This is a genomic window from Nonomuraea sp. NPDC049421 (assembly GCF_040677005.1).
Taxonomy (GTDB): Bacteria; Actinomycetota; Actinomycetes; order Streptosporangiales; family Streptosporangiaceae; genus Nonomuraea; species Nonomuraea salmonea.
The window spans coordinates 215,794-241,637 of record NZ_JBFAQA010000007.1 but is presented as its reverse complement, the minus strand read 5'-3'; the positions used below and the strand labels follow the sequence as shown (position 1 = coordinate 241,637).

Annotated in this window: 20 protein-coding genes; 10 read left to right on the top strand and 10 right to left on the bottom strand. The window is 70.1% G+C overall.

Annotated features, from left to right (window positions below; all coding sequences use genetic code 11):
* The first annotated feature begins 98 nt into the window (after positions 1-98).
* Positions 99-971: a sugar kinase gene (locus tag AB0K18_RS15025; protein WP_355411865.1), complete on the top strand. Its 873-nt coding sequence runs from the start codon at positions 99-101 to the stop codon at positions 969-971.
* Here the strand turns inward: AB0K18_RS15025 and AB0K18_RS15020 are convergent.
* A complete protein-coding gene (locus tag AB0K18_RS15020) occupies positions 968-4,243 on the bottom strand; it encodes a discoidin domain-containing protein (RefSeq protein WP_364914570.1) in 3,276 nt (1,091 codons plus the stop codon). The two genes, AB0K18_RS15025 and AB0K18_RS15020, sit on opposite strands and share 4 nt — an antisense overlap.
* A 240-nt stretch (positions 4,244-4,483) precedes the next feature.
* Between AB0K18_RS15020 and AB0K18_RS15015 the strand changes: the two genes are divergently transcribed.
* From AB0K18_RS15015 to AB0K18_RS14990, 6 genes are all read left to right on the top strand, one after another.
* On the top strand, positions 4,484-5,473 hold the full coding sequence (locus AB0K18_RS15015; RefSeq protein WP_364914569.1) for a LacI family DNA-binding transcriptional regulator: 990 nt from the start codon (positions 4,484-4,486) through the stop codon (positions 5,471-5,473).
* Positions 5,474-5,579: 106 nt separating this feature from the next.
* A complete protein-coding gene (locus tag AB0K18_RS15010) occupies positions 5,580-6,932 on the top strand; it encodes an extracellular solute-binding protein (protein WP_364914568.1) in 1,353 nt (450 codons plus the stop codon).
* A gap of 5 nt (positions 6,933-6,937) precedes the next feature.
* Positions 6,938-7,804 (top strand): sugar ABC transporter permease, encoded by an 867-nt coding sequence (locus AB0K18_RS15005; RefSeq protein ID WP_364914567.1) that lies wholly within the window; start codon positions 6,938-6,940, stop codon positions 7,802-7,804.
* Positions 7,801-8,733 carry a carbohydrate ABC transporter permease gene (locus AB0K18_RS15000; protein ID WP_364378994.1) on the top strand — a complete coding sequence of 311 codons (933 nt, stop codon included), beginning with the start codon at positions 7,801-7,803 and terminating at the stop codon, positions 8,731-8,733. Before AB0K18_RS15005 ends, AB0K18_RS15000 begins: the two co-directional genes overlap by 4 nt.
* A gap of 4 nt (positions 8,734-8,737) precedes the next feature.
* The gene (locus AB0K18_RS14995) at positions 8,738-10,252 is read left to right on the top strand and encodes a glycoside hydrolase family 13 protein (protein WP_364914566.1); all 1,515 of its coding nucleotides are present in this window, start codon (positions 8,738-8,740) and stop codon (positions 10,250-10,252) included.
* Between the two features lie 26 nt (positions 10,253-10,278).
* The gene (locus tag AB0K18_RS14990) at positions 10,279-10,806 is read left to right on the top strand and encodes a carboxymuconolactone decarboxylase family protein (protein WP_364914565.1); all 528 of its coding nucleotides are present in this window, start codon (positions 10,279-10,281) and stop codon (positions 10,804-10,806) included.
* Positions 10,807-10,809: 3 nt separating this feature from the next.
* Here AB0K18_RS14990 and AB0K18_RS14985 read toward each other — a convergent pair whose 3' ends face one another.
* The 8 genes from AB0K18_RS14985 to AB0K18_RS14950 all read right to left on the bottom strand — a co-directional run bounded on the left by AB0K18_RS14985 (position 10,810) and on the right by AB0K18_RS14950 (position 19,462).
* On the bottom strand, positions 10,810-11,064 hold the full coding sequence (locus tag AB0K18_RS14985) for a hypothetical protein (protein ID WP_364914564.1): 255 nt from the start codon (positions 11,062-11,064) through the stop codon (positions 10,810-10,812).
* A gap of 34 nt (positions 11,065-11,098) precedes the next feature.
* Positions 11,099-12,094, bottom strand: coding sequence for a LacI family DNA-binding transcriptional regulator (locus AB0K18_RS14980; protein WP_364555417.1), 996 nt, complete (start codon positions 12,092-12,094; stop codon positions 11,099-11,101).
* Positions 12,095-12,126: 32 nt separating this feature from the next.
* Entirely contained in the window at positions 12,127-13,497 is a 1,371-nt protein-coding gene (locus AB0K18_RS14975; protein WP_364914563.1) for a GH1 family beta-glucosidase, read from the bottom strand.
* A complete protein-coding gene (locus tag AB0K18_RS14970; RefSeq protein WP_364914562.1) occupies positions 13,494-14,297 on the bottom strand; it encodes a carbohydrate ABC transporter permease in 804 nt (267 codons plus the stop codon). The genes AB0K18_RS14975 and AB0K18_RS14970 overlap by 4 nt, the downstream gene beginning before the upstream one ends.
* The gene (locus tag AB0K18_RS14965) at positions 14,294-15,256 is read right to left on the bottom strand and encodes a sugar ABC transporter permease (RefSeq protein ID WP_364914561.1); all 963 of its coding nucleotides are present in this window, start codon (positions 15,254-15,256) and stop codon (positions 14,294-14,296) included. The genes AB0K18_RS14970 and AB0K18_RS14965 overlap by 4 nt, the downstream gene beginning before the upstream one ends.
* Positions 15,253-16,548, bottom strand: a complete 1,296-nt coding sequence (locus tag AB0K18_RS14960) for an ABC transporter substrate-binding protein (protein WP_364914560.1) — start codon at positions 16,546-16,548, stop codon at positions 15,253-15,255. Before AB0K18_RS14960 ends, AB0K18_RS14965 begins: the two co-directional genes overlap by 4 nt.
* Positions 16,549-16,722: 174 nt before the next feature.
* A complete protein-coding gene (locus AB0K18_RS14955; RefSeq protein ID WP_355411894.1) occupies positions 16,723-17,613 on the bottom strand; it encodes a serine/threonine-protein kinase in 891 nt (296 codons plus the stop codon).
* Positions 17,614-17,653: 40 nt separating this feature from the next.
* Positions 17,654-19,462, bottom strand: coding sequence for an N-6 DNA methylase (locus tag AB0K18_RS14950; RefSeq protein WP_364914559.1), 1,809 nt, complete (start codon positions 19,460-19,462; stop codon positions 17,654-17,656).
* Between the two features lie 77 nt (positions 19,463-19,539).
* Between AB0K18_RS14950 and AB0K18_RS14945 the strand changes: the two genes are divergently transcribed.
* Both AB0K18_RS14945 and AB0K18_RS14940 read left to right on the top strand, forming a co-directional pair.
* Positions 19,540-20,310, top strand: coding sequence for a protein phosphatase 2C domain-containing protein (locus tag AB0K18_RS14945; RefSeq protein WP_364914558.1), 771 nt, complete (start codon positions 19,540-19,542; stop codon positions 20,308-20,310).
* Positions 20,311-20,491: 181 nt separating this feature from the next.
* The gene (locus tag AB0K18_RS14940; protein WP_364914557.1) at positions 20,492-21,382 is read left to right on the top strand and encodes a CHAP domain-containing protein; all 891 of its coding nucleotides are present in this window, start codon (positions 20,492-20,494) and stop codon (positions 21,380-21,382) included.
* Here AB0K18_RS14940 and AB0K18_RS14935 read toward each other — a convergent pair.
* The gene (locus tag AB0K18_RS14935; RefSeq protein WP_364914556.1) at positions 21,379-22,428 is read right to left on the bottom strand and encodes a glucose 1-dehydrogenase; all 1,050 of its coding nucleotides are present in this window, start codon (positions 22,426-22,428) and stop codon (positions 21,379-21,381) included. The two genes, AB0K18_RS14940 and AB0K18_RS14935, sit on opposite strands and share 4 nt — an antisense overlap.
* A gap of 103 nt (positions 22,429-22,531) precedes the next feature.
* Here AB0K18_RS14935 and icmF point away from each other — a divergent pair, with 103 nt between their 5' ends.
* Positions 22,532-25,765 carry a fused isobutyryl-CoA mutase/GTPase IcmF gene (gene icmF, locus AB0K18_RS14930; RefSeq protein ID WP_364914555.1) on the top strand — a complete coding sequence of 1,078 codons (3,234 nt, stop codon included), beginning with the start codon at positions 22,532-22,534 and terminating at the stop codon, positions 25,763-25,765.
* Positions 25,766-25,844: the final 79 nt, after the last annotated feature.

Below are 25,844 nucleotides of genomic sequence, written 5' to 3'. Positions count from 1 at the left end.
GTTGGGCCAAAGTTCCGGAAAAAATTCGATCAAGCTTTAACCAGGACTTATGCGGAAAAATGGGATTTAGGACACGTGATCGACTACGCTCTGGCGCCATGACGGACGTCTACACCCTGGGAGAGCCACTGGGGGTCGTCTCCAGCGGCAGAGTCCGCCATGAGAGCGAGGCCAGGCTGGACGTCTGCGGTCCCGAGTTCACCCTCGCCGTCGCACTCGCCAGGCTCGGCCACGACTGCGCCTACCTGGGCAAGGTCGGCGAGGACGAGCTGGGGGCCAGGGCGCTGACCGTGCTGCGGGGCGAGGGCGTGGACGTCGCCGACACGCGGGTGGTGGCCGGCACGCGCACGGGGATGCTGCTCCGCGACACCCGCGTGGCCAGGCCGACGGGCGTCTCCCACTACCGCGCGGGCTCGGCGGGTTCGCTGCTCGCGCCGGGCAACGTCCCGATCGACCGGATCGGCGCCGCGAAGATGGTGCACGTGACGGGCATCACCGCCGCTCTGGGCAGGGACCCGCTCGAGGCCGTGCGTACGGCCGTCAACGCGGCGCGCAACGCCGGGGTGATGATCTCCTTCGCCGTCGAGTACGTCCCCGAGCTGTGGCCGTCCGTACGCGAGGCAGAAGAGGTGCTCGGGGAGCTGGCCCGCGCCTCCCACCTGCTCTTCCTCCGCCAGGACGAGCTCGACCTGGTCAAGCCCGCCCTCACCCCCGAGCGCGAGGTCATCGTGGACCGGGGCGCGAAGGGCGCGAGCGTGCGCGCCGACCGCATGCGCTACGACGTCCAGGGCTGGCAGGTGCCGATCGTGGACACCTGCGGCGCGGGCGAGGCGTTCGCCGCCGGCTACATCAGTGCCGCGCTCGACGGACTCACCCCGCAGGAACGCCTGCACCGCGGGGCGCTGCTGAGCGCCGCCGCGGTGACCAGCGTGAGCGACTGGCAGGGCATGCCCACCAGGGCCGAGCTCTAGTCGATGGTGAGGGTGAACGTCGAGGTCGTGTTCCTGACGTTCTGGTGGTTGTCGCTGAAGCGCAGACCGTTGAAGGTGGCCGACCCGATCGCCGGGCCCTGACCCGGCTCGGGCAGCTCGTTCACCCAGATCCCGAAGCCGGACTTGGCGTCGAAGGCGTCACCGCTCTTCCTGGCCCCGCTGATCGACACGTTCGTGAAGACCGTGTCCTGCACGGGGTTGAGCGGCGTGCTCGGGTTCTGGTAGCCGGTCTGGAACATGATCCCGCTGTACGTCGGGTCCACGATGTCCAGGTTGCTGACGCGGATGCCCTGGAACACCTTCGAGGAGGAGAACAGCCACATCGCCGGGAACGTCTGCTGCCCCCAGAAGTGACCACCGGCCCTGACCAGCGAGATGTTGTCGAACCTCGTCGGCGGGCTCGCGCCGAAGCCGTGCATCGGGTAGCCGAAGTCCAGCGAGGAGATCGTGACGCCCGAGTACACCAGCGTGTCCGCCACGTAGATGTTCCTGAAGGTGTTGTCGTAGCCGCCATAGACCGCGAGGCCGGCCGCCCGCCAGGTCAGCAGCGAGGTCAGGTTCTCGTAGACGTTGCCGAACTGCTCGCCCGGGTTGTTGTCGGTGGCCGAGAACAGCGCGAAGCTGTCGTCGCCCGTTGACCTGGTCTCGATGTTGCTGACGCGGTTGCCGGTGCTGCCGTTGGTGAGGTTCAGGCCGTCGGCGAACACGTTCCTGATCCTGGAGTTCTTGATGGTCAGGTTGTCCACGTTCGTGCCCCACAACAGGCAGACCTGGTGCTCGACCCAGATGTCGTCGATGGTGAGGTTCGCGACGTTGGTGAGGTCGAAGACCTTGCCGGGGCCGTTGATGCGGTCCACGTAGTTGCCGAAGTAGGCGAAGCCGGTGAACGACGAGCCGTTGGCGGTGGCGTCGGCGCGGAAGCCGACGTCGGTGTTCTGCTGCCCGGCGGGCGCGTGGAAGCGGGTGAACCACGGTCCCGCCCCGACGACCCTGATCGCCTTGCCGTACACCTGGAACTTGCCGCTCGTCTGGTAGTCGCCCGCGGGGAGGTAGACGCCGGTCAGGTTCGTGTCCATGCGGGCGCGGTCCAGGGCGTTCTGCACGTCCTGGTGGGTGAAGCCGGCCGGTACGGCGAACTTCGCCGGGTCCGGGTTGGGCACCTGCGCGACCTGTTCGAAGTCCACGAAGTCGATCGCGTACGTCGAGGAGTTGGCCGCGTCCTTCTGCAGCCTGATCCTGCTCCCCGCCGGGACGGTCGTGCCGAGCATCAGGTTCGCCTCGTCGTAGATGTGGCGGGGCGGGCCGGCGCCCGGGTTGTTCGTCGGGCTGTCCTCGGGGCCGTACAACCAGGCGTGACGCGAGGTCAGGGGGATGGCCTTGCGGAACGTGCCGTCCACGTAGACGTTGAGCGTGGTGTCGATGCCGCCTCCGCCCGGCGCGTCGGGGATCGAGAAGCGGGTGACCAGGGTGTTCGTGGGGGCCTTCGCGGTGAACTCGACGTACGCGCCGGTCTGATTGAGCGTCACCGCGCGCCGTCCCGACGCCTCGCCGGCGATCGTGCCGATCTCCCTGCTCGGTCCGACGCGGGTGGCGCCGCCGCCGATGGCCCCGTCCTCGGCCTCGTACGTGTCGTACGGCATGTTCGCGCCCCGCCCGACGAACAGCGGCAGCGTGCTGGTGTTGTTGTCCCGCTTGACCGGCAGTTCGTTGGCGTCGGCGGCGAGCACGGTCCTGACCGTGTACCTGCCGTCGGCCGCCGTCCATGTGCCCAGATTGACGGGGTTCGTGGTGGCGCCGGGGGCGATCGTGCCGCTCACGGAGCCGGTCAGCGTCCTGACGACGGTGCCCGACGCGTCGGCGACGGTGAGCGTGATGCCGTGGGAGCCGCCGCCGGAGGCGACGGTGCCCTGGTTCTTGACGGCGACCGAGAACGTCACCGTGCCGCCCGCCGCCGGGTTGCCCGGCGTCCAGGAGACGGGGGAGGCGATGAGGTCGGCTGTGTCGACCGGCCGGACCGTGAGGGTGCCTGTGGCGGTGTTGTTGGCCTCGTTCTGCTCGGGGACCTCGCCGTCCTCGTCCACCTTGGCCGACAGCTCGTACGTCCCCGCCTCCCGCGCGCCGATGTCCGCCGACACGGTCGCGGAGGCTCCGGCGGCCAGCGCGCCCACGGCGGCGGTGCCGACCTCGGTGTCGCCCGCGTAGAAGGTCACGGAGGTCGCGGCGGAGCCGGTGCTGCCCGCGTTCCTGACCGTCGCCGACAGCCGTACGTCGTCGGTCTCGACCGGCGAGGCGGGTGAGGAGGTCAGGCCGGTGACGGTGAGGTCGGGGTTGGGCGCGGGCGTGCCGAAGATCTGGAACTCGGCGATCTGCCCGCCCGGCGCGCCGGTGTTGGCCGTGACCTGGAGGCGGACGTCGGCCGCCCGGCCGCTCACCGGGATCGTGACGCTGTTGCCGGTGGCCGGGTCGAAGGTGTAGGCGGCCTGGGGGACGAGGGTGGTGAAGGCGGTGGCGCCCTGGGCGCGGCCCTGGACGGTGAGCGTCTGGGTACGGCGGGCCCAGACGGCGTCGGGGTTGAGCTTGAGGGTGATGGAGGTCAGCGTGGCGTCGGCGCCGAGCTGGGCGGCGAGCGTGGCAGGGTAGGCGGCGCTCTCCCAGTAGGTGCTGAGGTTGTCGTCGTTGGCGTTCGCGGCGACGTACGTGTGCGTGTGCGACGACCCGGTCATCGTCTTGCCGAGCGCGAGGTTGGCGCCGTCCTGCGGGGTGCCGGGAGCGGCGCCCCAGACCTCCAGCTCGGAGAGCTGCCCGGCGGGCCAGCCGCTGTTGGCCGTGATGTGCAGGCGCACGTGGCGGGCGGTCGTGCCGGCGGGGAGGGTGATCGTGGTGGCCGGGTTGACGGCGTAGGTCGTCTGGGGCACGACGGTGGTGAAGGCGGTGCCGTTCGTGCCGGTCTGGACGGCGAGCGTCTGCGTACGGTTCGGCCAGCCGCCGGGGAGCTTGAGCACCAGGCGGGAGAGGGCGGCCGTGGCGCCGAGGTCGACCTGGATCCACTGCGGGAAGGCGTTGCCGGCCGACTCCCAGTAGGTGGCCTGGTTCCCGTCGGTGACGTTGGCGGGCCGGTAGACGTCGGTGTGGCTGCTGGCGGTGGCGGGCCGGCCGGCGGCGAGGTTGCTCTCAGAAGCGGCTTGAGCGGCCGGATGGGGGACGACGAGGAGCGCGGTGAGTAACGTGAGGGCGGCTGACAGTGCTCTCATGAGGGGTGGCCCTTCGAGGGTGGGGCGGATGGCCGAACCATAAGATGTCGAGCAGATGGCCGCAATATTTCGACGACATTGCGCAAACGATGAACTGACTCACGCTGTCGAATTCCGCCAAGCAGCGCTGGTCAGCGCACCCTTGCAGGCGGGAAGCCGCCGTGAGGGCCGCGCAAGGCACGACGTACGGTCTACGTAAGCCGTTGCAAGCGCTTGCGCTGAAGGCCGTATAGTTTGCGCATGACTCGACGACTCGCAGAGGTGGCCAAGAAAGTCGGAGTGAGCGAGGCGACGGTGAGCCGCGTGCTCAACGGCAAGCCCGGCGTGTCCGACGCGACCCGCGAGGCGGTGCTGACGGCGCTCGACGTGCTCGGCTACGAACGCCCCACCCAGCTGCGCGGCGACCGCGCCAGGCTGGTCGGCCTGGTGCTCCCCGAGCTGCAGAACCCGATCTTCCCCGCCTTCGCCGAGGTCGTCGGCGGGGCGCTGGCCCAGCAGGGGTTCACCTCGGTGCTGTGCACCCGCACGGTCGGCGGCGTCTCCGAGGCCGACTACGTCGATCTCCTGCTCCAGCAGCAGGTCAGCGGCGTCGTCTTCGCCGGCGGCCTGTACGCCCAGGCCGACGCCTCCCACGGACACTACGAGCTGCTGCACGAGCGCAGGCTGCCCACCGTGCTGGTCAACGCCGCCGTCGAGCGCCTCGACTTCCCCCAGGTCTCCTGCGACGACGTGGTGGCCGCCGAGATGGCCGTCGCCCACCTGCGCGCCCTCGGGCACGAGCGCATCGGCATGGTGCTCGGGCCGAAGGACCACATGCCGTCGCGGCGCAAGCTGGAGACGTTCCTCGCGTCGGGCGGCGACGCCGAGCTGGTCGAGCACACGATGTTCTCGCTCGAAGGCGGGCACGCCGCCGCCGCGCGGCTGGTCAGGCGCGGGGTCACCGGCGTCATCTGCGCCAGCGACCTGCTCGCGCTCGGCACCGTACGCGCCGCGCGCCGTGCGGGGCTCGCCGTGCCCGCCGACATCTCGGTCATCGGCTTCGACGACTCGGCCCTGATGAACTGCACCGAGCCGCCGCTCACCACCGTCCGCCAGCCCATCGACGCCATGGGGCGGGCGGCGGTCGACCTGCTGGTCGCGCAGATCGACAAGGCCGTCGTCCCGGCCGACGAGCTGCTGTTCGAGCCCGAGCTGGTCGTCCGCGCCTCCACGGCCCGCGCCAAGGACTGACCTGTCATGTGATGCAGTCGTTATCTTGCAACTTGAAGTCGAAATCTTGCGCCCTTCGGTCGAGGAACCTATGGTGTGGGCACCTCGCATCAAGAAGGGTCAGACCATGCAGAGATCCACCGGACTCCTGCTCGTAACCGCGCTGAGCCTCACGGCCACCGCATGCGGCTCGGGCGGCGAGCCCGCCACCCCGTCCGCCGGCGGCGCCAAGGCCGTGTCGATCACGGTGGCCTGCCAGCCGGCGAAGTCCGCGCCCAAGGAACGCCAGGCGTGGGACGACGACGTGGCGACGTTCATGAAGGAACACCCCGGCGTGACGGTCAAGAGCACGGACCAGCAGCCGTGCTTCGACCCCAAGACGTTCGGACCCAAGCTGGCGGGCGGCCAGATGGAGACGGCGTTCATGGTGCCGATGACGAACTACGCCGATGTGATCTCCAAGGGCCAGGCGCTCGACATCACGCCGTACACGAACCTGATCAAGAACTGGAACGACCTGCGCGCCGACCACAAGGAGCTGCTCACCAAGGACGGCAAGGTCTACGGCGTCCCCAACGTGCACTACAGCGTGGGCCTGGTCTACAACCGCGCGCTGTTCACCAAGGCCGGGCTCGACCCCGACGCCCCGCCGCAGACCTGGGCCGAGGTGCGCGAGGCCGCGAAGAAGATCGCCGGGCTGGGCGCCGGCCACATCGGCTACGGCGAGTACTCCGGCGGCAACACCGGCGGCTGGCACTTCACCCAGGCCCTGTACGGCCGCGGCGGCGACATCCTGACCCCCGACGGCAAGAGCGCCGCCTTCAACTCACCCGAGGGCAAGGCCGTGCTGCAGACGCTGCACGACATGCGCTGGGCGGACGACAGCATGGGCACCAGGCTCCTGGTCGGCTGGGAGTCGCTGATGGTCGCCATGGGCAGCGGCAAGGTCGGCATGATGCTCGGCGCCCCCGACGTCGTGACCGACGTCGTCACCAAGTTCAAGGGCAACGTCGACGACTACGGCATCACCGGCTTCCCCGAGGCCAAGGCGTCGCTGAGCGGCGGCGAGGCGTTCATGATCAACCCGAAGGCGACCCCTGAGGAGGCCAAGGCCGCGATCGAGTGGCTCGACTTCCGCTACAACACCGTCGGCAAGGGCCGCTTCGACTTCGCCCGCGGCAAGAGCATCGGCAACCCGGTCGGCGTGCCCGACAACGCGGTGTACGGCGACTCGCCCACCGGCCAGGCGCTCCAGGCGGACCGGGTGAAGAACGCGACGCTGCCGGTCGCCAACTACGACTCCTACGTCAAGGCCGCCGGCACCGTCCCGCCCAAGGCCGAGCCGGCGCACGCCCAGGAGCTGTACGCCGTCCTCGACGTGCCGATGTCGGGCGTGCTGAGCCGTAAGGACGCCGACATCGACCAGCTGCTCGCCGACGCCGAGTCGAAGGTCAACTCGCTGCTGGCGGCCAAGGGCTGACCTCCATGCAGATCTTGAGGCGCAACCTGACGGCCTACGGGTTCTTGTGCGCGGCGCTGTTCTGCTTCACGGTGTTCGCCTGGTATCCCATGGTCAGGGAGTTCATCCTGAGCTTCCAGAAGACCGACCTGATCAACGAGCCGATCTGGGTCGGGCTGCAGAACTTCACGACGGCCTTCCTCGACCCGGCCTTCGGCGAAGCCTGGCTCAACACCCTGGAGTTCACGCTCCTCGCCCTGCTGTGCGGCTACGCCGTGCCGTTCGTCGTCGCGCTCGTCCTGAACGAGCTGCGCCACGCCCGGGCCTACCTGCGGTTCGTGGTCTACCTGCCGGTCATGCTGCCGCCGATCGTGGCGGTGCTGCTGTTCCGGTGGTTCTACGACCCGGGGCCCGGGCTGTTCAACCAGGTGCTCGACTTCTTCGGCCTGCCCGGCCTCGCCTGGCTCGACAGCTCCGCCACCGCGCTGATCTCCCTGGTCATCGTCTCGACCTGGATGAACATGGGCAGCGCGACGCTAATTTACCTGGCCGCGCTGCAGAACATCCCGCCCGAGCTGTACGAGGCGGCCGAGCTCGACGGCGCCGGCATCTGGAAGCGGATCAGGCACGTCACGATCCCGCAGACCCGGCTGATCCTGCTGCTCATGCTGATGCTGCAGATCGTGGCCACCATGCAGGTGTTCATCGAGCCGTACATGCTGACCGGCGGCGGGCCGGAGAACGCGACGGTCACGGTGGCGTACCTGATGTTCCAGAACGCCTTCACGTTGCAGGACTACGGCTCGGCGGGGGCGCTCGGCATGATGCTGATGCTCGTGCTGCTCGTCTTCGCCGCCTTCCAGCTCCGTCTGACCAGGGAGGACAAGGCGTGATCTCCGTCGGAGCCGGGGCGGCCGCCCGCCGCGCCCGGGGCAGGAAGCGCGCGCCGAAGCCGATCGAGGTGCAGTTCCGCACGATCGTCTCGCCGCACCAGCTCAACAGCAGGTGGGGCCGGCGCATCTACTGGCTGGTGCTGGTCGCGGTGCTCGTACTGTTCACGCTGGCGTTCGTCTTCCCGCTGTACTGGATGGCGACCGGCGCGCTGAAGACGCCGGAGGAGCTGGCGCAGATGCCGCCCACGCTCTTCCCGGCCGACCCGTCGCCCGAGGCGTTCTTCGAAGCGTGGGACCTGTTCGACATCGGGACGCTGCTGGCCAACACCGCCTACTACTCGCTCGGCGGCTGGGTGGTCTGCATGGCCGTGGACGTGTCGGCGGCGTACGCGCTGTCGAAGCTGCGGCCGATGTTCGGCAACGTCATCCTCGGCATGATGCTCGCCACGCTGATGATCCCGGCGATGGTGGTGCTGATCCCGCTGTACGTCACGGTCGTCGACCTCGGCCTGCTCAACAACCCGTGGGCGCTGTGGCTGCCGGCCGCCGCCAACGGCTTCAACATCTTCCTGCTCAAGCGCTTCTTCGACTCGATCCCCAGGGAGCTGATCGAGGCGGCGCAGATCGACGGGGCGGGGGCGGTGCGGATCCTGCGTTCTGTGGTCCTGCCGGTCTCCCGGCCCATCCTGGGTGTGGTCTCCATCTTCACGATCGTCACCTCGTTCAAGGACTTCGTCTGGCCGCTGCTGGTCATGACGGACAGCGACAAGATGACGATCAGCGTGGGCCTGTCGCAGACGGCCGGAGCCGTCACCCAGAACCAGGTCATGGGCGGGCTGCTGATCACCAGCATCCCCATGGTCATCGTTTTCTTCATCTTCCAACGGCACATCATGGCGGGCCTGACCGCCGGAAGCATCAAGGGATGAGCGCATGTCGCAAACGTGGTGGCGGGGGGCCGCGATCTACCAGGTCTACCTGCGGAGTTTCGCCGACGGGAACGGCGACGGCGTCGGCGATCTCGCCGGCCTGCGCTCCCGCCTGCCGTACCTGAAAGAGCTCGGGATCGACGCCATCTGGCTCAACCCGTGGTATCCGTCGCCGATGGCCGACGGCGGCTACGATGTGGCCGACTACCGCGACATCGAGCCGGTCTTCGGGACGCTGGACGAGGCCGAGCGGTTCATCGAGGAGGCGCACGAGCTCGACATCAAGGTCATCATCGACGTGGTGCCCAACCACAGTTCGACCGAGAGCGCCTGGTTCAAGGAGGCGCTGGCGGACCCGGCGGCGCGCGACCGGTTCTGGTTCGCCGACGAGCCGCTCAACGACTGGCAGTCGATCTTCGGCGGCTCGGCCTGGACGCAGGTGCCCGACGGGCAGTGGTACCTGCACCTGTTCGCCCCCGAGCAGCCCGACCTCAACTGGACGAACCCCGAGGTGCACCGGGAGTTCGAGGACGTGCTGCGGTTCTGGTTCGAGCGCGGGGCGGACGGCTTCCGCATCGACTCGGCGGCGCTGCTCATCAAGTCGGACACGGCGTACGAGGACCTCGACGAGGTCCACGACGTCTACCGCCGCTGGCGCGAGGTGGCCGACGAGTACGGCGAGCGCATCCTCATCGGCGAGGTCTGGCTGCCCGACCAGGAGCGCTTCGCCCGCTACCTGCGCCCCGACGAGCTGCACACCGCCTTCAACTTCGACTTCCTGTCCTGCGCGTGGGACCCGCGCGACCTGCGCAGGTCCATCGACCTGACGCTGGCCACGCACACCCCGATCGGCGCCCCGCCGACGTGGGTGCTCTCCAACCACGACGTGACCAGGCCGGTCACCAGGTACGGCCGCGCCGACACCTCGTTCGCCCACGGCGGCGCCCTGCACGGCAGCCCGACGGACCTGGAGCTCGGCTACCGCCGCGCCCGTGCCGCCGCGCTGCTCGCGATGGCGCTGCCCGGCTCCGTCTACGTCTATCAGGGCGAGGAGCTGGGACTGCCCGAGGTGGAGGACCTGCCGGACGAGGTGCGCCAGGACCCCATGTACGCCCGCTCGGGCGGCACGAACCCGGGCCGCGACGGCTGCCGCATCCCGCTGCCCTGGTCGGGGGAGGAGCCGCCGTTCGGGTTCGGCACGGGCACGCCGTGGCTGCCGCAGCCGGAGAGCTGGCGGAAGCTGACCGCCGAGGCACAGCGTACGGACCTCGGCTCGATGCTCAACCTCTACCGCTCGGCGCTCGGCATCCGCCGCGAGCTGCTCGGCGACGGGACGCTGACCTGGCTGCCGATGGGGGAGGAGGTGCTGGCCTTCACCCGCGACTCGGGCCTGACCAGCGTCACGAACCTGAGCGCCGCCCCGGTGCCGCTCCCCGAGGGCCGCGTGCTGCTGTCCAGCGGCCCGCTGGACGACGGCCTGCTGCCCGCTGACACCACGGTCTGGCTGACCCCCGCCTGACCGAAGGGGCCCGTTACGATCGCGGCATGGCACGCCTGCGACGTACACCACCGCACGAACTCGGCCCCGAGGCGAAGACGCTCTATGACGGCATCACCTCGGGGCCGCGCGGCCGGTTCATGGTGGACGAGCACGGCGGGCTCACCGGGCCGTTCAACGCCATGCTCCTCAGCCCGCCGGTCGGCGACCCGCTGCAGCAGCTCGGGGCGGCCATCCGCTACCGCTCCACGCTCACCGACCGGGCCAGGGAGCTGGCGATCCTCGTGGTGGCCGGCCACCAGGACAGCGCCTTCGAACAGTCCGCCCACGAGCCGATCGCCCGCGACCTGGGCCTCACCGAGGAGCAGCTGGCCGCCCTGCGCGCCGGCGACACCCCCGAGCTGGACGACCAGGGGGAGCGGGCCGTGCTCCGCGTCGCCCGCGCCCTGGTCACCAAGGGCGACCTGGACGACGAGGAGTACGCGGTGCTGGGGGAACGCGAGCTCTTCGAGCTGACCACCCTGGTCGGCTACTACACGACCCTGGCACTCCAGCTCCGCGTCTTCCGCGTCTGACGGTCAGCGGGTCTCGCCGGTCGGGTCGTCGAGCTCGCGGGCCAGGGCCTCCTCCGGGCGCGCCCGTCCGAGCGCGGTGACCGTGGGCACCCTGGCCACGACGGGCGCGGGGCGCAGATGGACGCGCACGTTGAACGAGTCGTTGAGCACCACCGGCTCCCGCACCCGCACCCCGTGCTCCCGGGCCACCGCGACGGCCGCCGCCGCAGCCGAACGGGCGGACACCGGCGCGGCCACGTCAGCCTCCGGCGGGCGCACGGGAGATCCCGTGCCGGACCTCGGTCCGCCCACGTCAGGCCGACTCTCGGACGACCAGCTCCGTGGGCAGGATGACCGGGGCGGTTGGGCCGCCCTCGAAGAGATTGAGCAGCAGCCGCACCATGGCCGCCGCCTGCTCCGCGATCGGGTGGCGCAGCGTGGTCAGCGGCGGCTCGGTGTATTTGGCCGCCTCGATGTCGTCGAACCCCACCACCGCAACGTCATCGGGCACCCGCCGCCCGGCCTGGCGCAGCGACTGCAGCGCGCCCACCGCCATCAGGTCGTTGGCGACGAACACCGCGTCGAGCGCGGGGTCGTCGCGCAGGAGCTGCCGCATCGCGACGGCACCCGACTCGCGGGTGAAGTCGCCGACCGCGACGATGGAGCGCCGGTCGGAGTCGCGCAGCACGTTGCGGTAGCCGGTCAGCCGGTCCTGCCCGGCGATCATGTCCTGCGGCCCCGCGATGGTGGCGATCCTGCGTCGCCCGGTCTCGACCAGGTGGCGCACCCCCGACTCGGCCCCGCCGACGTTGTCGTTGTCGACGAACGGGATCTCGACCGGCACGGCGGGCCGCCCGTAGGAGACCACCGGCACCCGCAGCCGCGACAGAGCCGACGGCAGCGGGTCGGCGCCGTGCATGGACAGCAGCATCACGCCGTCGACGTGGCCGCCGGAGATGTAGCGCTCCACCCGGGCGTGGCTCTTGGGCGAGGACACCAGCATGAGCACGACCTGCTTGTTGACCGCCTCCAGCTCCACCGAGGCCGACCTGATGGCGGTGGAGAACATCGGGTCCTCGGAGAAGACCCGGTTGCCGGGCTCGCTCACGACCAGGGCGACCGAGTCGGTGCGCTGGGTGACGAGGCTGCGCGCGGCCGAGTTGGGGACGTAGCCCAGCTCGTCGATCGCGCGCAGCACGGCGTCGCGGATGTCGGGCGCGACCGTGGTCTGCCCGTTGACGACGCGGGAGGCGGTGGCCCGCGAGACACCCGCCCGGGCGGCGACCGCCTCCAGGGTCGGGCGTCTCATGACTGCACACGAAGGGAGAGCACGGTAAAAATCTACAGGCCGTTCCTGACGATGACGTCCCTGTACCAGAGCGCGCTGTCCTTGGGCACCCGCTCCTGCGTCGCGTAGTCCACGTGCACGATGCCGAAGCGCCGCCGGTAGCCCTCCGCCCACTCGAAGTTGTCGAGCAGCGACCACACCAGGTATCCGCGCAGGTCGGCGCCCGCCTCGATGGCGCGGTGCACCTCGCGCAGGTGCCCGTCCAGGTACGCCACCCGGTCGTCGTCGTGCACCCTGCCGTCCTCGACGACGTCGTCGAAGGCCGCGCCGTTCTCGGTGACCATGAGGCCGACCTGCGGATAGTCCTGGGAGAGCCGGACCAGCAGGCGGGACAGGCCGTCGGGGACGATCGGCCACCCCATGGCGGTGGTGGGCGCGTCCGCGGGGGCGAACCTGACGCCCTCCGAGCCCGGCCAGGCGGCGTCGGCCGGCAGCCCGGGGCCCGCCTCGACGACGCACGGGTTGTAGTAGTTGATGCCGATCAGGTCGAGCGGCGCGTTGATCAGCTCCAGGTCGGCGTCCTGGATGTGCGCGGTGCCGCCGTTGCGCTCCGCCGCCGCGAGCACTTCCTCCGGGTACGTCCCGTACACGGCCGGGTCGAGGAACTGCCGGGTCAGCAGCGCGTGGATGCGCCGGGCCGCCGCCGCGTCCGCCTCGCCCGCCACCGCCGACGGGTCGTTGACCTGGTCCGGGGTGAGCACGGGCGCGGAGTTGACGACGAGCATGATGCGGCCCGCGCCCGACTCGCGCAGCCGCCGGGCCGCGAGCCCGTGGCCGAGCAGCAGGTGGTGGGCCGAGCGCAGCGCCTGGCCAGGATCGCGGCGGCCCGGCGCGTGCACGCCGTTGCCGTAGCCGAGGAACGCGGCCACCCAGGGCTCGTTGAGCGTGGCCCAGTCGGTGACGCGGTCGCCGAGCTGGTCGTGGACGGCCTGGGCGTAGTCGGCGAACCGGTACGCGGTGTCGCGGTTCGTCCAGCCGCCCCGGTCCTCCAGGGCTTGGGGGAGATCCCAGTGATAAAGCGTGACATAAGGCGAAATGCCGGAGGCGAGCAGCTCGTCCACGAGCCTGTCGTAGAAGGCCAGGCCGCGCGGGTTGATCTCCCCCTCGCCGTCGGGCTGGATGCGCGGCCAGGCCACCGAGAACCGGTAGGCCGCCAGTCGCAGCTCGCGCATCAGGGCGACGTCGTCGCGGTAGCGGTGATAGTGATCGCAGGCCACGTCGCCGGTGTCGCCGTCGGCCACGTTCCCGGGGGTGTGGGAGAAGGTGTCCCAGATCGACTGGCCCCGCCCGTCCTCCTTGACCGCCCCCTCGATCTGGTAGGAGGCCGTGGCGGCTCCCCAGACGAAGTCCTCGGGAAAGATCATCCCTTAACAGCTCCTTGCATGATTCCGCCGATGATTTGCTTGCCGAACAGGGCGAAGACCGCCACGAGCGGCAGCGTGCCGATCGCGGTGCCGGCCAGGCCGAGCACGTAGTCGTTGACGTAACCACTGGCCAGGGTCGACAGCGCCACCTGGACGGTGGGGTTGTCCGGGGTGAGCACGACCAGCGGCCAGAAGTAGTCGTTCCAGGCCGACATGAACGTCAGCATGCCGAGCACCGCCGCCGCCGGCCGCGCGGTGGGCAGCACGACGTGCCAGAACAGCCGCCACGTCGTGCAGCCGTCCACCCGCCCGGCCTCCAGCAGTTCGGTGGGCAGCGCGCGCTGGAGGTACTGCGTCATGAAGAACACGCCGAACGCGTTGACCAGCGCGGGCACGATGAGCGCGTAGTTCGTGCCGGTCCACTCCAGCTTCACCATGAGCATGTAGAGCGGGATGATGCCGAGCTGCGCCGGGACCATCATGGTCGCGACCGTGATCACCAGCATGATGTTCCTGCCCCTGAAGCTCAGCTTGGCGAAGGCGAACCCGGCCAGCGTCGAGAAGAACATCACCGCGATCGAGATCGAGCCGGCCACGATGACCGAGTTGAGCAGCGCCAGCCCGAACGGCACGGTGTCGAAGACGCGCGCCACGTTGGCGAAGAAGTTGCCGCCGGGCAGCAGCGGCGGTGGCACCTCGGCCAGCGCCGAGTTGTGCCTGGAGGCCACCACGACGCTGTAGTAGAGCGGGAAGGCGGAGAAGAAGGCCACCGCGGTCAGGGTCAGGTAACGCAGCCTCACAGCAGACCGCCCTTCACGCGACGGGTGAGGAGGAAGTTGACGCCGGCGACGACCACCACGGCCACGAACATCAGCCAGGAGGCCGCTGAGGCGTACCCGAAGTCGAACGTCGCGTTCGCGAAGCCCTGCTCGTAGACGAACAGCGCCAGCGTCTGGAACTGCCGGTCGGGCCCGCCCGTGGCGATGCCGCCACCGCCGCCGCTGCTCTGCCCGAACAGCATCGGCTCGGCGATGATCTGCATCGCGCCGATCGTCGAGACGATGACCACGAAGATGATCGTCGGCCGGATCATGGGGATGGTGATGCGGCGGAGCTGGGTGAAGCTGCTCGCGCCGTCGAGGGTGGCGGCCTCGTACAGATCGCGCGGTACGGCCTGCATGGCCGCGAGGAAGATCAGCGCGTTGTACCCGGTCCAGCGCCACATGATCATCACCGAGAGCGCGACGTGCGAGCTGGCCGTGCCGGCCGCCCAGTCGATCTGGCCGACCCCGAACCAGGACAGGAGCCAGTTGATCATGCCGAAGTCGCGGCCGAAGAGCTGGCTGAAGATCACGACCACCGCGACCACGCTGGTGACGTTCGGCAGCAGCAGTGCGACCCTGAACAACGTCTGGAGCCGCAGCCGCCGGTTGAGCAGGTGCGCGAGCCAGATGGCCAGCGCGAGCTGCGGCACGGTGGACAGGATGCCGATGGACAGGGTGTTGAAGGTGGCGTTCCAGAAGTAGGAGTCGGCCAGCAGCGTCGAGTAGTTGCCGAGGCCGATGAACTCCTGTGTCTCCGACAGCAACGTCCACTCGTGCAGGCTCACCCAGGCCGTGTAGACCAGCGGGAAGAGCCCGAAGGCGCAGAACAGCAGGAAGAAGGGGGCCACGTAGGCGTACGGCGACACCCTCACGTCGAGGGTGTGCCGCACGCTGCGCCTACGCCTCTGCGTGACCGCGAGAGGAAGCGAGCTCATTTGATCTTCTTGACGTCCTCGAGCACCTGCGCCCACGCCTCGTCCGGCGTCTGCTTGCCCTGCTCGACGCGGCCGAGCCCGTTGCCGATGGCGGTGCGCACGTCGGCCTCCTTCGGGCCGAGGTGCTGCGGCTTGAGCGCCTTGGCGGCCTCGGAGTAGATCTTGCCGATGGGGGCGTCACCGAAGAACGGCTTGGTGAAGCCCTGGATCGACGGGTCGTCGTACAGCGAGGGGATCGACGGGAACGTGCCCTCCTCCTTGAAGACCTTGGCCTGGTTCTCCTTGGAGGTGAGGAAGTCGATCAGCTCGGCCGCCTCCTTCGGATGCTTGCTCTGCTTGGGCACCATGAGGTGCGAGCCGCCGCTGTTGCCCGAACCGCCCGGCACGGCCGCGATGTCCCACTTGCCGGCCGAGTCCTTGGCCTGCTCCTGGATGAAGCCGGTCATCCAGGCCGGGCAGATGATCGTGGCGAACGAGCCCTTGGCGAAGCCGGTGTTCCACGGCGGGGAGAAGGCGGCCAGCTTGGCGGTCAGGCCCTCCTGGGTGATCTGGTTCGACAGGTCCCAGGCCTTCTTCACGTCGGGGTTGGACTCGACGATGATGGTGTCCTGGTCGTCGTACAGGCCGACGGGCGCCTGGTTGACCATCGCACGGAAGATCTCACCCGGCGAGTCCACGAACTTGGCGCCGGCCACGTTCGCCGCGGCGAACTTCTTGCCGGTCGCGATGTACTCCTCCCAGGTCGGCCAGAGCGCCGAGACCTTCTCGCGGTCGTCGGGCAGCCCGGCCTTCTTGAACAGGTCCTTGCGGTAGCACATGGCCAGGCCGCCGACGTCGGTGCCGAGGCCGAGGACCTGCGCGCCGTCCTTGGACAGGCCCTGCTGCCACTTCCAGTCGAGGTACTCCGGCCGGCGCTTGTCGAGGCCGTACTGCTTGAGGTCGACGAACTTGCCGGGCTGGGCGGTGAAGGTGCTGATGTAGCCGACCTCGACCGCGGCGACGTCCCCCGCGCCCGCGTTGGTCGCCAGCCGCTTGACCAGGTTGCTGTGGTGGTCGTTGAACTGGGTGACGTTCTCGACGATCTCGATGTTCGGGTGCGTCTTCTTGTATTCCTCGTAGAGCGGCTGGAAGCCGAAGTCGCCGAACAGGTCGACGGTCAGCTTGATCTTCTCGCCTGGCTTGGCGCTCGACTCGGCCGCGGTGCCGTCGCCGCCTCCGCCACAGGCCGTCGCCAGGGCGAGGACGGACGCGGTGAGCAGGGGCAGGCCGAGCCGATGGATGCGAGGGGCCATCGAAACCCTCCTGGGTCTCTTGCAAAGGGGTGGGTGAGAGAGCGCTCTCTCAGAAGATTCGCTGGGCTCACAGGGCTCTGTCAACGGGAGTTACATAACGAATGCGTTATCCGTGAGAGCGCGATCTCAGGTGCTCGGAGGCCGTTTCCCGAGGTGGCGCGGAGGGGAACCGGTTCAGCCGGTGAGTGCGCGGCCGGCCATGCGGGCGTACATGCGGCCGGGGCTCGGCGCCGTGGTGAGGAAGCCGGGCAGCATGGGCAGCGCCACCGCGAACGGGTCGAGGCGCTCGTACAGCTCGTCGGCGTCGGCGGGGCGGTCGGCGGGCTGCTTCTCCAGCAGTTGCGCCAGCAACGCGCCCAGCGGCTCGGGCAGCCCGGGGATATCCGGCGGGCGCTCCTTGACCTGCTTCTCGAAGACCACGTAGTCGGTCGGCCCGGTGAAGAGCTGCCGCCCCGAGAGCATCTCGTGCAGGACGCAGCCCAGGGAGTAGAGGTCGCTGCGCGGCTCGGTGACGCCGTGCTGGATCTGCTCGGGCGCCATGTACGCCGGCGTGCCCAGGATCTGCCCGATCCTGGTGAACGTCGTCACGTCGGAGTCCCTGAGCATCGCCAGGCCGAAGTCCAGCACCTTCACGCTGCCGTCGGGGCAGAGCATGAGGTTGGTCGGCTTGAGGTCGCGATGGCAGATCGACAGCGCGTGGGCCGCCGACAGCACCGCGCACGCCTGCGCCGCGATCGCCGCCGCCCACGGCACCGGCAGCGGCCCGTGCTCGTGCACCAGGTCGGCCACGGTGACGCCCTCGATGAACTGCATCACCTGGTAGAGCCGCTGCTCGTGGGTGCCGAAGTCGTAGAGCACGGGAGCGCCGGGATGCTCCAGCCTGGCGAGGATCCGCGCCTCCCTGATGAAGCGGCGCTCCAGCTCGTGGTCGGGGCCGCTGGGCAGGCGCAGCAGCTTCACCGCCACCCTGCGGTCGAGGTGGCGGTCATGGCCCGCGTAGACGGCGCCCATGCCGCCTTGCCCGAGAGGGAGGTCGTCGAGCTCGTAGCGGTCACCGATGACCATAAACCCCCTCTCCCGCAGCCTTCCGGAGAAAACTACACCGTCAGGACTGCGGGTGCAGGTGGCCGTCGGCGAGGCCGTCGAGGCCCAGCCGGATCAGCGTCTGCCCCAGCGTCGAGGTCTCGCGGATCGCGTCCTCCAGCACGGCCAGCTGACGGAACGCCGCGCCGTACGCCTTCTGCTCCTTCAGCGACAGCCGGGGCAGCCGGGTGCGGCGCACGTCGAACCTGCTGGAGCCGGTCGTCACCCGCCCGCCCGCGGCCCGCAGGAACCCGGCGAGGAAGTCGGGGTCGAGCCGGCGCCCGTCCACGCGGTAGAGCGTCAGGTGCGGTCCGAGCACCGCCCCGCCGTCGGCGATCACGCGGACGGCGGAGTAGGAGGCCACGACGTCGCCCGCCCTGATCGGCACCAGGCCCTGCTGCATGGTGGTCGAGCCGGACGGCGAGCCGCCGTTGAGCAGGTCGTCGGAGGTCAGCACCGGGATGTCGCCCCCGTCGGCGGCCATCTTGGGCGGCGCCTGCGAGGTGGTGACCAGGCCCTCCTTGATGAGGTCGCCGAGCGTCGTGGCGGGCTGGTCGAGCGGCTGCTCCAGCACCTTCAGGTCCGGCGGGACCGCCGTGGCGGCCAGGAAGCGGTCGCGGGCCTCGGCGAAGGCCCGGCCCACGTCGTCGCGCCGCTGGTGCCTGGCCGGGGTCATGTCGACCTCGTCGGCCAGCAGGTCGATGATGCGGACGGTCTGGTCGGAACGGTCCTCCACGTACGCCTGCCAGGCCGGCTCCACCGCCGACAGGTCGGCCGTGGCGTCGAGGATCAGCACCTCCGACGGCGGGCGCTCACCGGCGGCCGGGCGGCGCAGCAGCCACAGGTCGCTGCCGGGCAGCGCCACGACGGCCCGCAGGGCGCCCGCGCGCAGCAGGTTGGCCCTGATGCGGCGGCCCGCCTTGCGGCTGGCGGCGGCCGGCGGCATCAGGATGGCCACCAGGCCGCGCGGCTTGACGTGGGTGAGGCAGTGCTGCACCCAGGCCAGCTCGGGCTCGCCCCTGGGCGGCAGGCCGTACTCCCAGCGGGGGTCGCCGGTCAGCTCCTCATAGCCCCAGGCCCGCTCGTTGAACGGCGGGTCGCACACCACCGCGTCGGCCCGCTCACCGGCGAAGCCGTCGCGGCGCATGGAGTCGCCGGCCACGATCGTGGCCTCGACGCCGCGCAGCCGCAGCCGGGAGGCGGCGATGGCGGCGGAGGTCTCGCTGAGCTCCTGGCCGAGGATGCGGCCCGCGCGGCTGGAGGCCAGCAGCAGCGTGCCGACGCCGCACGCGGGGTCGAGCACGGTGGCGTCCTCGGCCCCGGTCAGCCGGACCATGAGCGCGGCCACGTCGTCGCGGGTGATCGAGAGCTGGCGCGAGTGAGCCTCGAGATAGCGCTCGCAGAGGAACTCGTACGCCCGCAGCGGCCCCAGCTCCTTGCCCAGCTCCAGGATGAGCCCGGTCAGCTCGGGATCGAGCGCCCCAGGATGACCTGCGGTTTCCTGGCCGGAGGCGGCCGCCTGGCCGTCGCCGGCGGCGTGGGCCGCGCCGGTCAGCAGCGCTCCCGCGCGGGCCACCAGCTCGCCCAGGCGCAAATCTCCGGCGGCTTTCAGGCGTTGCCACGCCCGATCTCCCAGGGAGACCTGGTAGGACTTCCCATAGCGACGCAGCCATGACTCGACCTGCCGCAGCGAGAACAGCGGCTGGTTGGCGGTGCCGCCGATGGGCTGGGGGAAGTCGTCGTGGCGACGGCGCCAGTTGCTCACCGCGGCCCGCCCGACGCCGGCGAGCCGGGCGATGTCCCCGGCGTTGACGGTCGGGTCGTGGCTCATGGAGCCCACAGTAGTTCACAACGAGTCTTCAGCGCATCTGCTTGTGAAGTCTTTCAACCAATGATTTACTGCAGGGTATGAAGCACAACATCCGCTATGCCGCCGGATCAGATGTGGGCCGCCGCAGGGAGCAGAACGAGGATTCTGGCTACGCGAGCGGCCGGTTGCTCGTGGTGGCTGACGGGATGGGTGGACACGCGGCCGGCGAGCTGGCGAGCTCGGCGGCGATCGCCGTCATGCGCGAGCTGGATGCCACGCTTCCCGAGACGGGCGCCGACCTCGAGGCGGCCCTGGAGGGCGCCGTGCACGAGGCGGCGCGCAGGCTGGTCGAGCTGGCCGACATCGACCCCGCCCGCAGGGGGATGGGGACCACGGTGACCGCCATGCTCTGGGACGGCTACCGCTTCGCCCTGGCTCATCTCGGTGACTCCCGCGGATATCTGCTTCGCGATGGTGCTCTCTACCAGATGACCAAGGATCACACACTTGTGCAGTCGATGGTGGACGAAGGGCGCATCACGGAGGACCAGGCCGCCGTGCACCCGCGGCGGTCGATGGTGCTGCGCGTGCTGGGCAGCGAGGGCCGGGCGGAGCCCGACATGGCGCTGCGCGAAGCCGAGCCTGATGACCGCTACCTCCTCTGCTCCGACGGGCTCACGGCCGTGCTCGGGCCCGAGGTCCTGCACGAGGTGCTGACCAATGTGGCAGACCCGGCGGCGGCCGTCCAGCGGCTCATCGACCTCGCCAACGAGGGCGGCTCGCCCGACAACGTCACCGTGATCGTGGCCGACGTCGTGGCACCCGGTGCGGGGGACGTGACCGTCTACCGCGTGGGCGCCGGCTCCTAAATCACGTAGTAGCCCGTCTCATCAGCATCAGCAGTAACACAACCGAAATTTCGGCTCATAGGGTGACACTTTCCTGGTGACCCGCGCGCATTCGCGATGGCGCTACTACAGTCCATCGTGATTCGCCGGTTTTCTGGGAGGAGTCACGCTGGACCCGATCGCCGACAAGCTGCTGAAGACGGTGCGACAGGAACTCGGATACAAGGAGAAGAGCGGCCAGTTCACCAAGTTCGGCCAGTGGTACGCCGATCGTGTCCAAGACACCCAATACCGCGACGCGCCGTGGTGCGACATGTTCCTCGCCTGGGCCGCGGACAAGGCCGGCGTCACCGACTACGTCGGGGAGTTCGCCTGGACGCCCTCCCACGCGGCCTGGTTCATCCAGAAGGACGCGTGGAGCCAGCGTCCTGAGCCGGGCGCGCTGGTCTTCTTCGACTGGCGCGGCGGCAAGAGCTACAAGGGCATCGACCACGTCGGCGTCGTCGAGCGGGTGTCCGGCAAGAAGATCCATACCATCGAGGCGAACGTCGATCGCGTCTGGCTCAAACGCAAGACCAGAGAGACCGACAAGGTCGTGGGCTACGGGATCCCGCGCCTGGTCAAGGCCAAGGCCGACCAGGAGGAGATCCGCTCGACCGAGCAGCCCTTCGTCTCGCCGCCGCGGACGCAGACCGGGCACGGCTCGCCCTTCGACGTGTTGGGCACGCCGCCCGCGTTATTGGCCGTCATGGTGCTGACGACGATCATCCTCTCGCTGCGCGTCACCCGCCGCCGTGGCACCCACCGCCGCCTCGCATGGCCGTGGCTCGGCCGCCGCCCTTCCAGCGCCCCGGACATCCAGCGCGTCCCGTCTCCCAGAAACCCGTTCGCGGGCGAGGGAGCCGCCAAGGGCGACGCGCGCAAGCCCGCCAGGCCGCAACCCAGGCCCGCTCCTTCCCAGCCCGCTCGGCCCCAGCCCGCCAAGGCCCAGGGCGCGGCGCCCGCGCGTCCCGCCCGTCCGCGGGTGCCCGCCGGATCAGGTTCCGCCGCCGAGCACGCCCCCAGGCGGCGCAGGCCGTACGACGAGGGCTAGGCCGTCAGGTCGATCACCGCCTTGACGTCCTTGGCCGGCTCGAACGCCTCCAGCGCCCGCGTCAGCGGCACCCGCCGGGTGATGAGCCGCTCCAGCCACCCCTGGTCGGCCCGCGCCAGCGCCTCGGCAGCCGCGCGGAAGTGCCGCAGGTTCGCGTTGACCGTCCCGAAGACCACGTCGTTCTCCAGCACGATGTCCCGGTTCATGACGCCCGCGTCCACGCGGTGCGTGCGCCCGCCGGGAGCCAGCCCGCACAGGCACACGATGCCCACCGCCGCGGTGGTCGTGAGCGAGTCGATGACGAGCTGCCCCGCACCCGTGCACTCGATGATGATGTCCGGTTTGGCCTGCTGGAAGTCCTCCAGCGTCGAGGACGAGTGGTAGATGCCTCCCAGCTCCTCCACGAGGCTCGGCTTGAGCCCGTGCGGTGACCGGTCGAGCACGTGCGTCTCCAGCCCGCGCTGCCGGCCGAGCAGCGCCGCCAGCAGCCCGATCGGCCCGGCGCCCGTCACCAGCAGCGTGCGCGGCTCGAACCAGGCCCTGGCGCCGATGCGCTCGATCTGCTCCCACGCCTTGGCGACCACGGAGGCGGGCTCCACCAGCACGCCGAGGGTGTCCAGAGCGGGATCGACGCGGACGGCGTACGCGGCCTCGATCGTCCACAGCTCGCTGCCGAAGCCGTCCAGCTCCTTGATGCCCCGCTCGGTGTAGCGGCCGTTGCGGCACATGTCGAACTCGCCGCGGCGGCACGCGCCGCACGGCTCGGGATCGGGCCGGCGGACGACGCCCACCACCAGGTCGCCGGGCGAGAACGCGGAGCCGTCCGGGGCCCGCAGCACCCGGCCGAGCGACTCGTGCCCGATGATCATGCGTTCCTCGCCGGGCGGCGGCCAGCCGTAGTCGCCCTGCTCCAGCTCCCTGTCGGTCCCGCAGATCCCCAGGGCGAGCCCCTGGACGAGCAGCTCGCCCTGGCGCGGCTCGGGGTCGGGCACCTCCCGCACCTCCAGCGTGCCCTTGCCGCCCGGCACGAACGTGAGCGCGCGCATCGCCTCACCTCCTCGCCACGGCCCCTACCCCGGAGTCCCTTGGGAAATAGTAGGACGTCCTAGTATCTTCGTAAGTGAAGCCTCCACGAAGGAGTGATCAGGCGTGCACGTCCCGGTACACCCCGTCCGCTTCGTGACCGCCGCGGCCCTGTTCGACGGGCACGACGCGGCGATCAACATCATGCGGCGCATCCTCCAGTCCCAGGGGGCCGAGGTCATCCATCTCGGGCACAACCGCTCGGTCGACGAGATCGTCACGGCCGCCATCCAGGAGGACGTCCAGGGCGTGGCGATCAGCTCCTACCAGGGCGGGCACGTCGAGTTCTTCAGCTACCTGGTCGACCTGCTGCGCGAGCGCGGCGCGGGCCACGTCAAGGTGTACGGCGGCGGCGGAGGCGTGATCGTCCCCGAGGAGATCGAGCTGCTGCACTCGCGCGGCGTCGCGCGCATCTTCTCGCCCGAGGACGGCCAGCGCTACGGCCTGCCCGGCATGATCAACCAGCTCGTCCAGGAGTGCGACGTCGAGCTGGGCGACCCGCCGCCGGCCGAGGCCGTGCTGGCCGGCGACCAGGCGGCGCTGGCCCGCGCGATCACCCTCATCGAGGGCGGCAGAGCCCCCGCCGACCTGCTGGACGGCCTGAAGAACGCCACCGACCGGCGCGCGCCCGTCCTCGGCATCACCGGTACGGGCGGCTCCGGCAAGTCCTCGCTCACCGACGAGCTGGTCAGACGCTTCCGCGTGGACCACGACGACAAGCTGCGCATCGCCGTCATCGCCATCGACCCCACCCGCAGGCGCGGCGGCGGCGCACTGCTCGGCGACCGCATCAGGATGAACAGCCTGAGCCCGCAGACCTACTTCCGCTCCCTGGCCACCAGGGGCGCGCCCAACGAGGTGCCCGCCTGCCTCGACGACGTCATCGCCGCCTGCCGGGCCGCCGGCTACGACCTGGTGATCGTCGAGACGCCCGGCATCGGCCAGGGCGACGCGGGCATCGTGCCGCACGTGGACGTGCCGATCTACGTCATGACGCCCGAGTTCGGCGCGGCCTCGCAGCTGGAGAAGATCGACATGCTCGACTTCGCCGAGGCCGTGGTGATCAACAAGTACGAGCGGCGCGGCGCCGAGGACGCCCTGCGCGACGTGCGCCGCCAGCTCGTACGCAACCGCGAGGCGTTCGGCGTCGCGCCCGAGGACATGCCGGTCTTCGGCACCATCGCCGCCCGCTACAACGACAGCGGCGTCACCGCCCTCTACCACCACCTCAAGCCGCTGCTGTTCACCGGCGCGACGGGTCCTGGGCTGCTGGCGCCGGTCGAGGGGCGGACGTCCAAGGTGTCGGCGGCCATCGTGCCGCCCGCGAGGTCCCGCTACCTGGCCGAGATCGCCGAGACCGTGCGCGGCTACCACGCCGAGACGCTGGCCCAGGCGGAGGTGGCCAGGCGCAGGCAGCAGCTGGCCGCCGTAAGCGACCTGCTGGGGGAGGGCCTGAGGGAGGGCCTGCGGGAGGGCGCGGAGCCGGAGCGGCTCGCGGAGCTGGCCGAGCAAACCGAGCGGGAGCTGAGCGACGAGAGCCGCGCGCTGCTCGACGCCTGGCCCGCGCTCAAGGAGCGCTACCGCGCCGACGAGCTGGTGGTGCGGATCCGCGACCGCGAGATCCGCACGCCGCTGTGGCGCGAGACGCTCTCCGGCAACCGCATCCCCAGGGTCGCGCTGCCCCGCTACACCGACCACGGCGACCTGCTCCGGTTCCTGCGCAGCGAGAACCTGCCCGGCATGTTCCCGTTCACCGCCGGGGTGTTCCCGTTCAAGCGCGACGACGAGGATCCGACCAGGATGTTCGCCGGCGAGGGCGACCCGTTCCGCACCAACAGGCGCTTCAAGCTGCTCTCGGAGGGCCAGCCCGCGACCCGGCTGTCCACCGCGTTCGACTCCGTCACCCTGTACGGTCACGACCCCGACCCCAGGCCCGACATCTACGGCAAGGTCGGCACCTCCGGCGTCTCCATCGCCACGCTCGACGACATGAAGGTGCTCTACGACGGCTTCGACCTGGCGGCGCCCAACACGTCGGTGTCGATGACGATCAACGGGCCCGCCCCGACGATCCTGGCCTTCTACCTCAACGCCGCCATCGACCAGGCGCGGGACCGCTTCCGCGCCGAGCACGGCCGCGACCCCGGCGAGCAGGAGGACCGCGAGCTGCGCGCCCGCACGCTGGCCACCGTCAGGGGCACCGTGCAGGCCGACATCCTCAAGGAGGACCAGGGGCAGAACACCTGCATCTTCTCCACCGAGTTCTCGCTGCGGTTGATGGCCGACATCCAGGAGTGGTTCATCCACAACGGGGTCAGGAACTTCTACTCGGTCTCCATCTCCGGCTACCACATCGCCGAGGCGGGGGCCAACCCGATCAGCCAGCTCGCGTTCACGCTGGCCAACGGGTTCACGTACGTGGAGGCGTACCTGGCCAGGGGCATGAAGGTGGACGACTTCGCGCCCAACCTGTCGTTCTTCTTCTCCAACGGCATGGACCCCGAGTACAGCGTGCTCGGCCGGGTGGCCCGCCGCATCTGGGCGGTCGCCATGCGCGAGCGCTACGGCGCGGGGGAGCGCTCGCAGAAGCTGAAGTACCACATCCAGACCTCCGGGCGCTCGCTGCACGCCCAGGAGATGCACTTCAACGACATCCGCACCACGCTGCAGGCCCTCATCGCCGTCTACGACAACTGCAACAGCCTGCACACCAACGCCTACGACGAGGCCGTCACCACGCCGTCGGCCGACTCGGTGCGCCGGGCCATGGCCATCCAGCTCATCATCAACCGCGAGTGGGGCCTGGCCAAGAACGAGAACCCGCTGCAGGGCGCGTTCATCATCGAGGAGCTGACCGACCTGGTCGAGGAGGCGGTGCTGGCCGAGTTCGAGCGGCTGTCGGACCGCGGCGGCGTGCTCGGCGCGATGGAGACCGGCTACCAGCGCGGCCGCATCCAGGACGAGTCGATGCTGTACGAGACGCGCAAGCACGACGGCTCGCTGCCCATCATCGGGGTCAACACCTTCCGCAACCCCGCGCACTCCGACGACGCCGACCCGCACAAGCTGGAGCTCGCCAGGGGCACGGAGGAGGAGAAGCAGTCACAGCTCGACCGGCTGCAAGCCTTCCACGAGCGGCACCGCTCCGAGGCGTCCGCCCAGCTCGCCCGGCTGCGCGAGGTCGCCATGTCCGACGGCAACGCCTTCGAGGTGCTGATGGAGGCGGCCAGGCACTGCTCGCTCGGCCAGATCACCGACGCCCTGTTCGAGGTCGGCGGACAGTACCGGCGCAACGTCTGAGCACGACCCGGTGCGCCGGAGCGGCAGGCCGGCGTCGATAGGATCGCGCTGCTGGGCAAGATCAGGGGACCATCGTCAT

Bases quoted from the DNA above. Each gene is read 5' to 3' on its own strand.
- AB0K18_RS15025 (WP_355411865.1), top strand. From the start codon at position 99: ATGACGGACGTCTACACCCTGGGAGAGCCACTGGGGGTCGTCTCCAGC.
- AB0K18_RS15020 (WP_364914570.1), bottom strand. From the start codon at position 4,243: ATGAGAGCACTGTCAGCCGCCCTCACGTTACTCACCGCGCTCCTCGTC.
- AB0K18_RS15015 (WP_364914569.1), top strand. From the start codon at position 4,484: ATGACTCGACGACTCGCAGAGGTGGCCAAGAAAGTCGGAGTGAGCGAG.
- AB0K18_RS15010 (WP_364914568.1), top strand. From the start codon at position 5,580: ATGCAGAGATCCACCGGACTCCTGCTCGTAACCGCGCTGAGCCTCACG.
- AB0K18_RS15005 (WP_364914567.1), top strand. From the start codon at position 6,938: ATGCAGATCTTGAGGCGCAACCTGACGGCCTACGGGTTCTTGTGCGCG.
- AB0K18_RS14995 (WP_364914566.1), top strand. From the start codon at position 8,738: ATGTCGCAAACGTGGTGGCGGGGGGCCGCGATCTACCAGGTCTACCTG.
- AB0K18_RS14990 (WP_364914565.1), top strand. From the start codon at position 10,279: ATGGCACGCCTGCGACGTACACCACCGCACGAACTCGGCCCCGAGGCG.
- AB0K18_RS14980 (WP_364555417.1), bottom strand. From the start codon at position 12,094: ATGAGACGCCCGACCCTGGAGGCGGTCGCCGCCCGGGCGGGTGTCTCG.
- AB0K18_RS14975 (WP_364914563.1), bottom strand. From the start codon at position 13,497: ATGATCTTTCCCGAGGACTTCGTCTGGGGAGCCGCCACGGCCTCCTAC.
- AB0K18_RS14965 (WP_364914561.1), bottom strand. From the start codon at position 15,256: ATGAGCTCGCTTCCTCTCGCGGTCACGCAGAGGCGTAGGCGCAGCGTG.
- AB0K18_RS14960 (WP_364914560.1), bottom strand. From the start codon at position 16,548: ATGGCCCCTCGCATCCATCGGCTCGGCCTGCCCCTGCTCACCGCGTCC.
- AB0K18_RS14955 (WP_355411894.1), bottom strand. From the start codon at position 17,613: ATGGTCATCGGTGACCGCTACGAGCTCGACGACCTCCCTCTCGGGCAA.
- AB0K18_RS14950 (WP_364914559.1), bottom strand. From the start codon at position 19,462: ATGAGCCACGACCCGACCGTCAACGCCGGGGACATCGCCCGGCTCGCC.
- AB0K18_RS14945 (WP_364914558.1), top strand. From the start codon at position 19,540: ATGAAGCACAACATCCGCTATGCCGCCGGATCAGATGTGGGCCGCCGC.
- AB0K18_RS14935 (WP_364914556.1), bottom strand. From the start codon at position 22,428: ATGCGCGCGCTCACGTTCGTGCCGGGCGGCAAGGGCACGCTGGAGGTG.